We start from the raw sequence: 11,510 nt of genomic DNA on the forward strand, positions 1-11,510 counted from the left end.
CGCATCCAGTCGGGCGAGCCCATGTATACTTTGGGGTGCCCTTCGTTGCCGAAATACCAGATGCGGGCGTGCTCCAGAAAACTGTCGACAATGCGGGTGACACGGATGTTACGGCTGTATGACTGCTCCGGTATGAGGCAGCAGATGCCGCGGACGATGAGGTCGATCTGCACGCCGTGTTCGGAGGCCTCGTAGAGTCGGTCGATCATTGCGGGGTCTTGGAGGGCGTTCATTTTGAGGATGATACGTCCGCCTTTGCCTTGGTCGGCAAGGGATATTTCACGGTCGATGAGGCGGTTCAGTTCCGGTATGAGGTTGAAGCGGGCGACGAGGAGAGTGGTGAATTTCGGATCTTCCTTGCCTTGCAGGGTGCGGAAGAGGTTGTAAAGGTCGTTCACTATTTCCTTGCGGCAGGTGAAAAGTCCACAGTCGGCGTATAGGGTGGCGGTCTTTTCGTTGAAGTTGCCCGTGCTGATGTAGGCGTAGCTGGGGATTTTCTCTCCATTCAGTCCGCGGCGACGGACGAGGGCCACTTTGGCGTGTACTTTTAGTCCGGGGATGCTGTAAATGATTTTGATGCCGGCGGCTTGCATCATTTCGGCGGTGGCGAGGTTGTTCTCTTCGTCGAAACGGGCTTTGAGCTCGACAAATACGGTGACTTTCTTGCCGTTCTGCGCGGCGGCTATCAAGGTGTTGATGACGGCTGAGTTTTCGGCTACACGGTATTGGGTGACCATGATTTCGCGCGTCTCCGGATTGTGCACTGCTTCGTAGAGGAAGTGGGTGAAGTGCTCGAAGGAGTGGTACGGGTAATACAGCAGCAGATCCTTTTGGGCGACGTAGTTGAAGATCGATTCTTTTTCGTCGAGGATGTTCAGCTTCATCGGTTGCGGCTTTTCGATGCGGCGTAGAGACTTGTTCGGGTTGGGCAGGTGGCGCAGGTCTTCGAGGTTCAGGTGCTTGTCGCCGGGGACGAGTTCGTCACGGTGGATGCGGAAGGCGTCGACCAGAAAGTCGAGGAAGTCTTGCGGCATGGCACGGTCGTAGACAAAGCGGCAGACGTCGCCTATCTTGCGTTTTTTTACCTTCTTTTTCAGTTGGGCTACGAGGTCGGCGCTGCTGGCGGTGTCATCTATCAGAATGTCGGCGTCACGGGATATTTTGATGCAGTAGCTCGAATCGACGTCGTAGCCGGGGAAAATAAGGTTGAGGTTCGCTTTGATGATGTCCTCGGTGAACATGATGTAATAGTTGTTTCCACGGGGCGGAAGTTCGATGAAACGGGGCACTTTGGCGTACGGCTGCTTCATGACGAAATAGAAAGGCTGCCGGTTGGCGGGGTTCCTGTTTTCCTTCGGATAGAGGCGGATGGCGAGGTAGAGCCGGTTGTCTCGCAGAAAAGAGACGATTTTGTCTTTCGATACGGGCACGGGTTGCAGGTAGGGGAAGATTTCTTCCCGGAAAAAGTCCTTGATAAACTGCTGGTGAAACGGTTCCACATGTCTGTCCTGGTAGAAGATGATGTGGTTTTTGCGCAGGGCGGGCAGTATCTTTTCTTCGTAAATGCGTACACGGTCGTCCAGCTGGCGGTTTACTTCGTGGTTGATTTCTTCCACGAGTTCGCGGGCGGATTGTACGGTTTCTTCATCGCTCTCCGTTGCGCCGGATGCCACGGCCTTGTGGTCCGCCACCCGGATTTTGTAAAACTCTTCCAGATTGGAGGAGTAGATGGAGATGAAATTGATGCGCTCGTATAGCGGCAGGTGCTCATCCAGCGCTTCGAGCAACACCCGATAGTTGAATGAGAGCCAGCTGATATCACGTTTGAAATAATTATATTTGCTTTCCATGTGCTTTAAGATTTTCCCAAATATAGTATCTTTGCAGGACTAAACAAAGAAAATTATGACAAGAATTGGATTATTGTCCGATACCCACGCTTATTGGGACGAAAAATATCTCGAATATTTTGAATCGTGCGACGAAATCTGGCATGCCGGAGATATCGGTTCGGTAGAAGTAGCCGAGAAGTTGGCGGCTTTCCGGCCCCTGCGGGCAGTTTACGGCAACATAGACGGGCAAGAAATACGGAAGATGTTCCCGCAGGTGAACCGCTTCACGGTGGACGGAGCGGAAGTGCTGATCAAGCATATCGGCGGGTATCCGGGCAAGTACGACCCTTCGGTTATCGGCAGTTTGATGGCACGTCCGCCGAAACTTTTCATCAGCGGACACTCCCATATATTAAAGGTGAAATACGACAAAACGTTGGACATGCTGCACATCAATCCCGGAGCCGCAGGGATGTCCGGTTTCCATAAAGTGCGGACAATGGTGCGCTTTGTCATCGACAACGGAACGTTCAAAGACCTCGAAGTTATTGAACTGGCAGGATAGATTTCTTACAATTCATTTTGTCACGTCAGATTTCTTTCCGACCTTTGCACACAGTAAAATGAATAACTCAGACGACAATGAAAGGAATTATTCTGGCCGGTGGAAGCGCCACTCGTCTTTATCCGCTTTCCAAAGCGATTTCCAAACAAATCATGCCCGTATACGACAAGCCGATGATCTATTATCCGCTGTCTACGCTTATGCTGGCAGGGATACGGGAGGTCTTGATCATCTCTACTCCGCGTGATTTGCCGATGTTTCGGGACTTGTTGGGCTCAGGTGAGGAGCTCGGGATGTCTTTCTCTTACAAAATACAGGAGCAGCCTAACGGACTGGCACAAGCCTTTGTGTTGGGAGCTGATTTCTTGAACGGTGAGGCAGGTTGTCTGATTCTTGGGGACAATATGTTTTATGGACAAGGGTTTTCCGCTATGCTCCGGCGTGCTGCCGGTGTGGAGAAGGGAGCCTGCATCTTCGGCTATTACGTGAAAGATCCTCGGGCTTACGGGGTAGTGGAGTTCGACGAACAAGGCAAAGTGATTTCTCTGGAAGAAAAGCCACTGGTGCCGAAAAGTAATTATGCCGTTCCCGGACTTTATTTCTACGACGCTACCGTGACGGAAAAAGCGGCTTCTCTCCGCCCTTCGGCACGTGGAGAATATGAGATAACGGACTTGAACCGCCTGTACCTCGAAGAAGGAACACTGAACGTGGAACTGTTCGGACGCGGATTCGCATGGCTGGATACCGGAAACTGCGACAGCCTGCTCGAAGCCTCCAACTTCGTGGCTACCATTCAGAACCGGCAAGGCTTCTACGTCAGCTGTATCGAAGAGATAGCCTGGCGGCAAGGATGGATTTCGTCCGGACAATTGCTGCTGCTTGGACAGAAACTCGAAAAGACCGAATACGGTAAATACCTGATAGAACTGTCTAAACAACCCTTGAAATAAACATAAATAATCATATATGAAAACTTATCTGGTGACCGGTGCCGCAGGATTTATTGGCGCCAATTATATTAAGTATATCTTGGCCAAGCACAGCGATATAAAAGTGGTGGTTCTTGACGCCCTGACGTATGCGGGTAATCTGGGAACTATTGCCAAAGATATCGACAACGAACGTTGTTTCTTTATCAAAGGAGACATTTGCAGCCGCGAAGTGGTGGACAGCCTTTTTGCCGAATACCGTTTCGACTATGTCGTGAACTTCGCCGCCGAAAGCCATGTAGACCGCAGTATCGAAAACCCGCAACTGTTTCTGATCACCAACATCCTCGGTACGCAGAATCTGCTGGATTGTGCCCGCCGTGCCTGGGTGATGGGTAAGGACGAACAGGGATATCCTACCTGGAGAAAAGGAGTGCGCTACCATCAGGTATCTACCGACGAGGTGTACGGCTCGCTCGGTGCGGAAGGCTACTTCACGGAAGAAACCCCGCTTTGTCCGCACAGCCCGTACAGTGCTTCGAAAACCAGTGCCGACATGGTAGTCATGGCTTATCACGACACTTATAAAATGCCGGTAACGATCACCCGCTGTTCCAACAACTACGGCCCCTATCATTTTCCCGAAAAACTGATTCCATTGATTATCAAGAATATACTCGAAGGCAAACATCTGCCTGTCTACGGTGACGGAAGCAACGTGCGCGACTGGCTTTACGTAGAAGACCACTGCAAAGCGATCGACTTGGTAGTGCGCGAAGGCAAAGAGGGCGAAGTGTACAACGTAGGTGGTCACAACGAAGAAACCAATCTTGAAATTGTGAAGCTGACCATTGCCACTATCCGTAAACTAATGACTGAGAAACCGGAATATCGTCAGGTCCTCAAAAAGAAAGTGAAAGGTGAAGACGGAGAAATCTCCGTTGACTGGATCAACAACGATCTGATCACTTTTGTCAAAGACCGTCTGGGGCACGACCAGCGTTATGCCATTGATCCCACGAAGATCACGAACGCCTTGGGCTGGTATCCCGAAACGAAATTTGAAGATGGCATCGTGAAGACAATCGTATGGTATCTTGAAAATCAAGACTGGGTGGAAGAGGTGACCAGCGGAGACTATCAAGGCTATTACGAAAAGATGTACGGAAAATAAATCAATGTCGGATCAAGAATCCTATTGATAGCAAAATACCCATTAACAGCATATTACGTGAAGTCTCACCTAGTATGCTGTTTAATTTTTTACCACTGTGAATCTGCACCATCCGTCTCCATGTGAGGACATGAGGAATCAGGTAGAGTAACGGAAGAAGTGCGGCAAACAAGTGTCCTTCGAAGAAGAACCAGAAACACAGAAGACTTGCTGCCACCCCCAGCATCAAATAAAGATAGCGTCCGAACTTCTCGCCAAAACGAACGATGACCGTCCGCTTTCCGCTCCGTGCATCCGCTTCACGGTCTCGGTAATTGTTGACTACCAGCAAGGTATCAATCAGCAGTCCGCAGATCAGAGAAGCTACCGTTGTGTCCGAAGTCCATGTCAGCGCCTGTACGTAGTACGTTCCACCCACGGGGACGAATCCGAAAAATACGATGACCAGAACATCGCCCCAGCCGTTGTAGGATAATGGATAAGGGCCTGTGGTATAGAGGAAAGCGAAGAGTACGCAGAGAAGCCCTACTATGATCAGCTCCCATCCGGCATAAAACAGCAGCGCAGATCCGATCAGACAGGCGAACAGGACGGTGACGATGATTCCGTTTCGCATGGCTCTCGGTGAAATCCAGCCCTGTGCGCAGGCTCGTTCCGGTCCCAGCCGGTCTTCGCGGTCGGTTCCTTTGAGGTAGTCGAAGAGGTCGTTGATAAAATTGGCGGCAATTTGCATCAGACCGGCGAACAGGCAGCAGATAAGGGCCGGCAACCATTGAAAATGTCCATCCATATAAGCAAGTGCGCTACCGATCATGACCGGCGTAATGGCTCCTGTCAGAGTCTTGGGACGTGCTGCTAATATCCACGCACGCAGCGAGTTACGCTTTACTTCTTCCATGCTTTAATATATAATAATAAGTTTTGACGGACAAAGATACATGATTTTTCCTATCTTTGCGCCTCAAATAGTGGGGGAATGTGTTATATGTAGAAGAAAATAAACCAAAGAAGATGAAAAAAATAAATTACCTGTTCATAATATTCGTATTATTCCTGTTCGTATCTTGTAAGTCAAAGAAGAATGTTGTATCGATCCTGCCTCGTCCTGTGCTCAATGTCGATTCCGTCCGTCCGGACAGTTCCGCCGCTATCGACGGCTTGTTTGCTCCGGATCATTCTCAGCTTGCCGACTTGAAAGTTTCGACGAAAAAGCAGAAGAAAACAGCGAAGAAAGAAGCTGCGACCGAGCAGGAAGAACGTAATTTGGTACTTCGCGGAACGAAGATCACGTCTTCTACCGTGAACGTCCCTGCCACTTATAGCGGCATAGACCGTGTCGTGGAATATGACTTCACCCACCGTGATGTCCCCGAAGCCTTCGAAGGCTTCCGCATCGCCTTCATTTCCGACTTGCATTACAAGAGTCTGCTGAAAGAGAAAGGCTTGAACAACCTTGTCGATCTTTTGATCGCCCAGAAACCGGACGTCTTGCTGATGGGAGGAGACTATCAGGAAGGCTGTGAATACGTAGAACCGTTATTTGCCGCATTGGCCCGTGTGAAAACACCGATGGGAACTTTCGGAGTAATGGGAAATAATGATTATGAACGCTGCCATGACGAAATAATCCGCACGATGAAGCATTACGGGATGCGTCCGCTGGAACACGAAGTCGATACATTACGCAAAGACGGTCAGCAGATTATCCTTGCCGGAGTACGCAATCCTTTCGACTTGAAACAAAATGGGGTGTCGCCCACACTGGCGCTTTCTCCCAACGACTTCGTTATCTTGTTGGTGCATACTCCCGACTACGTGGAGGATGTTTCGGTGGCCAACACGGACATCGCTTTGGCGGGACATACTCATGGTGGACAGGTACGCGTATTCGGTTACGCCCCGATACAGAACTCCCACTACGGCACCCGCTTTCTGACCGGACTGGCGTACAATTCAACTAAAATGCCATTGATTGTTACTAATGGGATCGGTACTTCTCAGATGCCTGTACGCATTGGTGCTCCGGCGGAAATCATAATGATTACGCTTCATCGTCTCAAAGAGTAGATGATCAGTGCTCCCTTATACTCTGTCGGATATATTCTCTAATATACTCCCAAACCTTTGGATGCAAGAAGTATCTTACATCTTTCTTCTCATCAAGTGCCTGACGGATAAACGTAGAACTTATTTCAAAGGTAGGCGAATGGACCAGACGGACTGTTTCGGGCAGCCCGTTTTCATTTACCGGGAATCCGGGGCGGGGATAGATAAGAATACGGTTTTCTTTGATGATGCGCTCCGATTGATACCAGCGGTCGAAGCGGGCCCAGTTATCCGAGCCGATAATTAAGTAGAAGTCCCGTTCCGGATAGGTTTCATGTAGCTTTTCTAACGTATGTACGCTGTATGAAGGGCGGGGCAGATGAAACTCGAAGTCTGAAGAGCGGAAGCGGGGATATTCTTCTGTGGCAAGTTCTACTAACCGGAGACGCAGGTCGTCCGGCCATAGCTCCGTTCCCGCTTTCAGTGGGTTTTGCGGGCTGACCATAAACCAAATTTCGTCCAGTCCTTCATACTCGCAAAGATAGTTGGCCAAGGCCAGATGTCCGATGTGTACCGGATTGAATGACCCGCTGAAGATTCCGGTTTTTAGTTTTTGTCTTTTCAGAGACTCTTTCATTCCTTATTTAGAAATTCTTTGATAACTTTCAGTGTCTCAGCCTTTGCCGCCTCCAGATCATCATTGACGATGACACGATCAAACTGGGGAGCAAAAGTCATTTCGTATTCCGCCTTTGCGATGCGGCATTCGATTACTTCGGGCTCATCCGTGCCCCGACCCGTCAGCCGGCAACGGAGTTCTTCGATGGAGGGCGGCTGTACAAAGATGGACAATGCACGCTCACCGTAATACTTTTTGATGTTGCATCCGCCTACTACATCCAAGTCGAATACTACGTTCTGCCCCTTCTCCAACTGCTTTTCCACTTGTTCTTTCAGCGTTCCGTAATACCGATCCTTGTATACTTCTTCGTATTCCAAAAACTCGTTGTTCTCAATGCGACAACGGAACTCTTCGGGAGTAAGGAAGAAATATTCGACCCCGTGTTTCTCCGTCCCGCGCGGTGGGCGGCTGGTTGCAGAAATGGAGAACGCGAGATTTAAGTTCTGCGTCAGCAGATAGTTGATAATAGTCGATTTGCCCGAACCGGACGGGGCAGAAAAAATAATTAACTTGCCAGTCATTTGTTTAATTGAGAATTGAAAGTTGAAAACTGAAAATGTCGACATTTTCAATTTTCAACTTACTATTAAATAATTACATTACGTTCAGCACCTGTTCCTTGATCTGTTCCAGTTCATCTTTCATTTGCACAACGATTTTCTGCATTTCGGCATGGTTGGACTTGCTGCCAAGCGTATTGATTTCCCGTCCCATTTCCTGAGCGATGAAACCGAGTTTTTTGCCTTGTCCGTTGCCGCTTTCCAGCGTGCTGATGAAATATTTCAGGTGGTTGGTGAGACGTTGTTTTTCCTCGTTGACATCCAGCTTTTCGATGTAGTAGATCAGTTCTTGTTCCAGTCGGTTCTTGTCGTAGTCCGTGTTCAGCGTCTTTTCGAGCGCGTCGGTGATACGTTCCTTGACTTTCTCCACCCGTTCTTTTTCGTAAGGAGTTATCTTTTCGAGCAATAGTGCGATGTTAGCTATCTTTTCGCGGAACTTCTTTTCCAGTGCGGCGCCTTCCTGTTTGCGGAAGTCTACCAGATGACCGATTGCTTCGAGAACGGTGGCACGTACCATTTCCCATTCTTCTTCCGTCAACTCTTGGATTTCAGTCTTAGACATAACGTCCGGCATACGGAGCAACGTCTGAAACCAGTCGGTAGGGACGGGGATGCCGAGATTTTCCGAGATCGCCTGAATCTGTTTGTAGTAGCCTTCCACCAACACTTGGTTGATAGGAGTCGCGCTTTCCGCACTCTCTTTTTTCTCTATCCAGAGGCTGAAGTCCACCTTTCCACGTTCCAGCACTTTGGAGATTTCGTTGCGGATTTCGATCTCTTTTTCACGATAAGCCGGAGCGATGCGAGTGGAAAGATCCATTGCTTTGCTGTTGAGCGACTTGATTTCTACGTTTATCTTTTTATCTGGAAGTTCGGCCGTAGCTTTGCCGTATCCTGTCATCGACTGTATCATATACTTAAAGTTTTGTGCAAAAGTACACGAATATTTTAAGAATTGGAAATAATCATGTAAATTTGCGACAATTTAATAAGCTGATTTTTATGTCGTGTATACTGAATATTGAAACCTCTACCACTGTTTGCTCGGTAGCGGCAAGTCAAGACGGACAGACGATTTTTGTGAAAGAAGACTTGAAGGGCCCTTCACACGCCGTGTCTTTGGGAGTATTTGTTGATGAAGCGTTGTCGTTCATTGATAGTCATGCCATACCTTTAGATGCAGTTGCAGTGAGTTGCGGTCCGGGATCATACACAGGATTGCGGATTGGAGTTTCGATGGCAAAAGGCATTTGTTACGGACGGAATGTACCCTTGATCGGTCTTCCTACGCTCGAAGTGCTGAGTGTGCCCGTGTTGCTGTATCACGATTTGCCGGAAGATGCGTTGCTCTGCCCGATGCTCGATGCCCGCCGTATGGAAGTGTACGCTGCCGTTTACGACCGTGCCTTGAACGTGAAGCGTGCTATCGCCGCCGATATTGTCGATGAGAATTCCTATCTGGAGTTTCTGAACGAAGCGCCCGTTTATTTCTACGGAAATGGAGCCGCCAAATGTCGTGAGAAGATTACGCATCCGAATGCGCATTTTATCGATGACATCCATCCGTTGGCGAAGATGATGTATCCGCTGGCAGAAAAAGCAGTTGCCAGAGAAGACTATAAAGATGTGGCCTACTTCGAACCTTTCTATCTGAAAGAATTTGTAGCCTCGTTGCCGAAGAAGTCGCTTCTTGAATAACGCACTTCAGTAGAAAAAAGTGCCTCAGTAAGTGAACCGCCTTTGGCGGGAAACAGTGATTAGTGAGTGACCGTCGTCCTCCGACTTTTAATTTTTAATTTCAAAATTTTTAATTTAAAAGATGCAATACAATACCCAGCAGAAAAGAATGCCGCTTCCCGAGTACGGCCGCAGCATACAGAACATGGTAGATTATGCGTTGACCATTCAGGACCGTGCCGAGCGTCAGCGTTGTGCTAACACAATTATCAACATTATGGGAAATATGTTCCCCCATTTGCGTGATGTGCCCGATTTCAAGCATAAACTTTGGGATCACCTGGCCATCATGTCCGGTTTTGAGCTGGATATTGACTATCCCTACGAAATCATCCGCGAAGACAACCTGGTGACCAAGCCGGAACCGATCCCATATTCTACTACCCGCATGCGCTACCGCCACTACGGACACACGCTGGAAGTGCTGATCAAGAAAGCCTGCGAACTTCCCGAAGGAAACGACAAGAGAAATCTGACAGCCATGATCTGCAACCACATGAAGAAAGACTACATGGCATGGAACAAAGATACCGTAGACGACCGCAAAATTGCGGAAGACCTCTACGAACTTTCCGGCGGCAAACTACAACTGACAGACGACATCATCCGACTGATGGCAGAACGCCTGAACCAGAACTACCGCCCAAAGGTGAACTACAATAATAATCGGAATAATAATCCGCGGAGAAGATATTAAAAGGTAATAAGTAATAGGTAATAAGTAATAGCATAGCTGCGTTCGGCGTGTTGCGTGTATTGAGAATCTTACTTATTATTACTTATTACCTATTACCTATTACCTATTACTTGTTATTTATTACCTATTACTTAAAATAAATGGCTTCATTTGTAATTGAAGGAGGACATCGGCTTAGCGGGGAGATTCATCCGCAAGGAGCCAAAAACGAAGTTTTGCAGATTATCTGTGCCACGTTGCTGACTGCTGAAAAAGTGACGGTGAACAATATACCTGACATTCTGGATGTCAACAATCTGATTCAGCTTATGCGGGAGATGGGAGTAACGGTTGCAAAGGAAGGCGTTGATACCTACAGTTTTAAGGCGGAGAACGTCGATCTGGCTTATTTGGAGAGTGATGAGTTCTTGAAGAAGTGTTCAAGCCTTCGGGGGTCGGTGATGCTGATCGGTCCGATGGTGGCACGTTTCGGGAAAGCGTTGATCTCGAAGCCGGGCGGAGATAAGATCGGTCGCCGTCGTCTGGACACCCACTTTGTGGGGATTCAGAATTTGGGAGCTGACTTCCGTTATGACGAGTCGCGGGGCATCTATGAGATAACGGCCGACAGGCTTCAAGGCAGCTATATGCTGCTTGATGAAGCGTCCGTGACCGGTACAGCCAACATTCTGATGGCTGCCGTACTGGCAAAAGGCACTACCACCATTTACAATGCCGCCTGCGAACCCTACTTGCAGCAGCTCTGCCGTATGCTCAACCGGATGGGAGCAAAGATCAGCGGCATCGCTTCCAATCTGCTCACCATCGAGGGCGTGGAAGAACTGCACGGCACACAGCACACCGTATTGCCCGACATGATCGAAGTCGGGAGTTTCATCGGCATGGCTGCCATGACCAAAAGCGAAATTACCATTAAAAACGTTTCCTACGAGAACCTCGGCATCATCCCCGAAAGTTTCCGCCGGCTGGGCATCAAACTGGAACAGAGGGGAGACGATATCTACGTCCCCGCACAGGAAACATACGAAATAGAATCATTTATCGACGGCTCCATCATGACCATTGCCGACGCCCCCTGGCCGGGACTGACACCCGACTTGCTGAGCGTGATGCTCGTAGTGGCCACCCAAGCCAAAGGAAGCGTACTGATCCACCAGAAGATGTTCGAAAGCCGCCTGTTCTTTGTAGACAAGCTCATCGACATGGGTGCTCAGATCATCCTTTGCGACCCTCACCGTGCCGTAGTAATCGGACACAACCACGGCTTCAAGCTGCGCGGCGCCCG

At 49.0% G+C, this 11,510-nt stretch carries 12 protein-coding genes; 7 read left to right on the forward strand and 5 right to left on the reverse strand.

The annotated features are described in order from the left end of the window. Positions 1 to 1,850, reverse strand: a 1,850-nt coding sequence (locus DW640_RS22545) for an RNA degradosome polyphosphate kinase (protein ID WP_117578976.1), incomplete at its 3' end; no start/stop codon positions are given. A 55-nt stretch (positions 1,851 to 1,905) separates the two neighbouring features. Between DW640_RS22545 and DW640_RS22550 the strand changes: the two genes are divergently transcribed. The 3 genes from DW640_RS22550 to rfbB all read left to right on the forward strand — a co-directional run bounded on the left by DW640_RS22550 (position 1,906) and on the right by rfbB (position 4,503). Next, entirely contained in the window at positions 1,906 to 2,397 is a 492-nt protein-coding gene (locus tag DW640_RS22550; RefSeq protein WP_008766431.1) for a metallophosphoesterase, read from the forward strand. A gap of 77 nt (positions 2,398 to 2,474) precedes the next feature. After that, on the forward strand, positions 2,475 to 3,350 hold the full coding sequence (gene rfbA, locus DW640_RS22555) for a glucose-1-phosphate thymidylyltransferase RfbA (RefSeq protein ID WP_011108090.1): 876 nt from the start codon (positions 2,475 to 2,477) through the stop codon (positions 3,348 to 3,350). A gap of 16 nt (positions 3,351 to 3,366) precedes the next feature. Beyond that, positions 3,367 to 4,503 (forward strand): dTDP-glucose 4,6-dehydratase, encoded by a 1,137-nt coding sequence (rfbB, locus tag DW640_RS22560; protein ID WP_008761096.1) that lies wholly within the window; start codon positions 3,367 to 3,369, stop codon positions 4,501 to 4,503. A 1-nt stretch (position 4,504) separates the two neighbouring features. Here the strand turns inward: rfbB and DW640_RS22565 are convergent, their stop codons facing one another. After that, on the reverse strand, positions 4,505 to 5,401 hold the full coding sequence (locus DW640_RS22565) for a 1,4-dihydroxy-2-naphthoate polyprenyltransferase (RefSeq protein WP_008766430.1): 897 nt from the start codon (positions 5,399 to 5,401) through the stop codon (positions 4,505 to 4,507). A 113-nt stretch (positions 5,402 to 5,514) separates the two neighbouring features. Between DW640_RS22565 and DW640_RS22570 the strand changes: the two genes are divergently transcribed. Continuing rightward, positions 5,515 to 6,570 carry a metallophosphoesterase gene (locus tag DW640_RS22570; protein ID WP_008761098.1) on the forward strand — a complete coding sequence of 352 codons (1,056 nt, stop codon included), beginning with the start codon at positions 5,515 to 5,517 and terminating at the stop codon, positions 6,568 to 6,570. A 4-nt stretch (positions 6,571 to 6,574) separates the two neighbouring features. Here DW640_RS22570 and nadD read toward each other — a convergent pair whose 3' ends face one another. The 3 genes from nadD to DW640_RS22585 form a co-directional block, all read right to left on the reverse strand. Then, entirely contained in the window at positions 6,575 to 7,186 is a 612-nt protein-coding gene (gene nadD / locus DW640_RS22575; protein ID WP_008766428.1) for a nicotinate (nicotinamide) nucleotide adenylyltransferase, read from the reverse strand. Beyond that, entirely contained in the window at positions 7,183 to 7,752 is a 570-nt protein-coding gene (gmk, locus tag DW640_RS22580; protein WP_008761102.1) for a guanylate kinase, read from the reverse strand. The genes nadD and gmk overlap by 4 nt, the downstream gene beginning before the upstream one ends. A 73-nt stretch (positions 7,753 to 7,825) precedes the next feature. Further along, on the reverse strand, positions 7,826 to 8,704 hold the full coding sequence (locus DW640_RS22585) for a YicC/YloC family endoribonuclease (protein ID WP_008761103.1): 879 nt from the start codon (positions 8,702 to 8,704) through the stop codon (positions 7,826 to 7,828). Positions 8,705 to 8,793: 89 nt separating this feature from the next. On the opposite strand from DW640_RS22585, the gene tsaB reads away from it, so the two are divergent. From tsaB to DW640_RS22600, 3 genes are all read left to right on the forward strand, one after another. Further along, a complete protein-coding gene (gene tsaB / locus DW640_RS22590) occupies positions 8,794 to 9,489 on the forward strand; it encodes a tRNA (adenosine(37)-N6)-threonylcarbamoyltransferase complex dimerization subunit type 1 TsaB (protein ID WP_008766373.1) in 696 nt (231 codons plus the stop codon). A gap of 121 nt (positions 9,490 to 9,610) precedes the next feature. Then, on the forward strand, positions 9,611 to 10,225 hold the full coding sequence (locus tag DW640_RS22595; RefSeq protein WP_008761105.1) for a DUF4290 domain-containing protein: 615 nt from the start codon (positions 9,611 to 9,613) through the stop codon (positions 10,223 to 10,225). 140 nt (positions 10,226 to 10,365) lie between these two features. Beyond that, positions 10,366 to 11,510, forward strand: a 1,145-nt coding sequence (locus DW640_RS22600; protein ID WP_147326403.1) for a UDP-N-acetylglucosamine 1-carboxyvinyltransferase, incomplete at its 3' end; no start/stop codon positions are given.

Origin of the sequence: Bacteroides sp. AM23-12 (assembly GCF_003434395.1) — a bacterium.
Taxonomy (GTDB): Bacteria; Bacteroidota; Bacteroidia; order Bacteroidales; family Bacteroidaceae; genus Bacteroides; species Bacteroides thetaiotaomicron.

What these genes read in the sequence shown, in the direction of transcription:
- rfbB (WP_008761096.1), top strand. Translation starts at nt 3,367, where the DNA reads ATGAAAACTTATCTGGTGACCGGTGCCGCAGGATTTATTGGCGCCAAT.
- gmk (WP_008761102.1), bottom strand. Translation starts at nt 7,752, where the DNA reads ATGACTGGCAAGTTAATTATTTTTTCTGCCCCGTCCGGTTCGGGCAAA.
- DW640_RS22595 (WP_008761105.1), top strand. Translation starts at nt 9,611, where the DNA reads ATGCAATACAATACCCAGCAGAAAAGAATGCCGCTTCCCGAGTACGGC.
- DW640_RS22585 (WP_008761103.1), bottom strand. Translation starts at nt 8,704, where the DNA reads ATGATACAGTCGATGACAGGATACGGCAAAGCTACGGCCGAACTTCCA.
- DW640_RS22570 (WP_008761098.1), top strand. Translation starts at nt 5,515, where the DNA reads ATGAAAAAAATAAATTACCTGTTCATAATATTCGTATTATTCCTGTTC.
- rfbA (WP_011108090.1), top strand. Translation starts at nt 2,475, where the DNA reads ATGAAAGGAATTATTCTGGCCGGTGGAAGCGCCACTCGTCTTTATCCG.
- DW640_RS22565 (WP_008766430.1), bottom strand. Translation starts at nt 5,401, where the DNA reads ATGGAAGAAGTAAAGCGTAACTCGCTGCGTGCGTGGATATTAGCAGCA.
- nadD (WP_008766428.1), bottom strand. Translation starts at nt 7,186, where the DNA reads ATGAAAGAGTCTCTGAAAAGACAAAAACTAAAAACCGGAATCTTCAGC.
- tsaB (WP_008766373.1), top strand. Translation starts at nt 8,794, where the DNA reads ATGTCGTGTATACTGAATATTGAAACCTCTACCACTGTTTGCTCGGTA.
- DW640_RS22550 (WP_008766431.1), top strand. Translation starts at nt 1,906, where the DNA reads ATGACAAGAATTGGATTATTGTCCGATACCCACGCTTATTGGGACGAA.